This window comes from Roseovarius aestuarii (genome assembly GCF_019966515.1).
GTDB classification, from domain to species: domain Bacteria; phylum Pseudomonadota; class Alphaproteobacteria; order Rhodobacterales; family Rhodobacteraceae; genus Roseovarius; species Roseovarius aestuarii.
In genome coordinates, this window is record NZ_JAIMIB010000059.1 from 1 (window position 1) to 2,057 (window position 2,057).

The 2,057-nt window shown below is 52.0% G+C and carries 1 protein-coding gene and 1 pseudogene; both read left to right on the plus strand.

Translation table 11 applies throughout. The annotated features are described in order from the left end of the window. Positions 1 to 99: 99 nt before the first annotated feature. Positions 100 to 1,098, plus strand: a pseudogene (locus LC334_RS23235) (CARDB domain-containing protein); the annotation flags it as partial. A gap of 105 nt (positions 1,099 to 1,203) precedes the next feature. Further along, positions 1,204 to 1,695 (plus strand): calcium-binding protein, encoded by a 492-nt coding sequence (locus LC334_RS23240; RefSeq protein ID WP_317850400.1) that lies wholly within the window; start codon positions 1,204 to 1,206, stop codon positions 1,693 to 1,695. Positions 1,696 to 2,057 lie beyond the last annotated feature (362 nt).

A 2,057-nucleotide genomic window follows, 5' to 3' on the forward strand; every position in this document is an offset into this window, starting at 1 on the left:
CGGCGCTTGCTTCACAGCAAGTCCGCCGCATAATCAAACCAACCAGATGGGTCAGATGCTCTACCGGCTCAGACCGCCCTAAAGCCCAAAACCTCTGATGACGGACAACTTGATGCGCTTGCAAATGATATTGATCCGGAAAACGATGTTCTGGCCATTGCCGGAATCGACGTAGCACCCAGCAAAGGGATCGCTTACATTGTACAGGATCAACTTGTGTTCGATCCCAACGGCGAATTCAATCATCTGTCACCTGGTCAAACAGAAGTAGTGACGTTGGATTACACGGTGACAGACTCCAACGGTTGGTTCAGCACTGCTACTGCCACGATTACGGTTACGAACCCCGCCCAAATCCCGCCAACACAGGCACCGGACCTGACAGCGTCAAATGCGAGCCTTTCGAATATGTCGCCTGCGGCTGGTAGTAGTATTACTATTAGCTACGAAATCTCTAATGTCGGCACAGGATCAGCGATCGACACAACTGCCGGGATTTATCTGTCCACCGATAACATAATCAATACTGGCGACATACTTCTTGCGACGAACCTTTCAACGACCAGCAACGCTGCAGGTTCAATTGACGTCGAAAACCAAACAATTACTTTGCCAAGCAGCCTTATCCCAGGAACGACTTACTACATTGGCGTCATTGCAGACTATGACGACCAACAGACTGGTGAGCTGTCTGAGAGCAACAACGGTAGCGCTGCAATAGCGATTACTATCCCTAGCGTGCCGCCGCCTGTCCTTGGTCCGGACTTGATCGCTTCGAATTTGTCACTTGGATCGACCAGTTGGGACGATGGAGACATGATCTCGGTATCCTGGGACATCGAGAATATTGGCGGGACATCAGCGTCGGCATCTGCCTCTTCTTTGTACATCTCGACGAACACGACGATCTCTACCGGTGACGTTCTGCTGGCGACCGACACCAGCACGGGGACTATGGCGCCCGGCTTTGTCAATTCCGAAGGGCCTGCGAGTGGGAACTTCACCTTCGACATTGCAAGCCTCGGTTTGTCTCCCGGCGCCTACTATGTCGGGGTGCTTGCCGATGTAAACAACGCAATCGCCGAAGACGACGAGAGCAATAACGTTTCCAATCTGGTTCAAGTCACCGTCAATTCGCCACCGTCTCCGCCGCCGCCGCAACCTCCGACGATCAAGAAACTCTCTGCCAACGACGACAAGTTTGTGCGCGACACCTCAACTAAAGATTTCGAAGTCTATGGCAGAGCCGGTAATGATTTTATCAAAACCGGAAGCGGCGATGATGTTCTGAAAGGAAATAGCGGAAAGGACAGACTCGTTGCCGGCGCTGGTGATGATTCTCTCTATGGAGGTAGTAGGGCTGACAAATTGAGCGGCGGTGCTGACAATGATGTTTTAAACGGTGGAAAGGGTAAAGATAAGCTGGTTGCAGGATCTGGAGATGACCTGTTGATAGGAGGTGGCGCCGCAGATCATTTTGTCTTCCGCCCTAACTTCGACTCCGTCACGGTTGCTGATTTCTCAGGCAACGACGTTATCGATCTGCGAGCGATGAATTTCTCCAGCGTAAACGATGCCCTAAGTGCGGCATCGATGAGTGGAAGTGATGCTGTCTTTGATTTCGGGGGAGGAGATGTTCTGGTGTTGCAGAATGTTGATTTCACCACGTTGTCGGGAAGTGACTTTCTAATCTGATTAATTAGTAAGTCTATGGTCCGCATACGGGTGTCCGCGGGTTTTCTCTCGTGAATGGCGAGCATCAGTTGCCAGTAGGAATTGTCTTTCCCTGCATGCGCGATGTGTCAACACCCTCCCTTGGCGCAGGCGCCGCGAAAGCTAACTAAGTCCGCGATTAAGTCATTGGCTCACCGAAAATGCTGCTAGATGCACGAACGGCAGGAATGCGGAAGCTGCATTGCGGCACCAGACAACCCAATGAACGTCTCTTATGGGCCGGGATCTGCACAAATCGCGGCCATACCTAATCCAGCGTGAAGAGCTCCTGACGGTCTCGGACACCGCGAAGGCGATATTGGCCAAGTGACACCAAAGCAGGA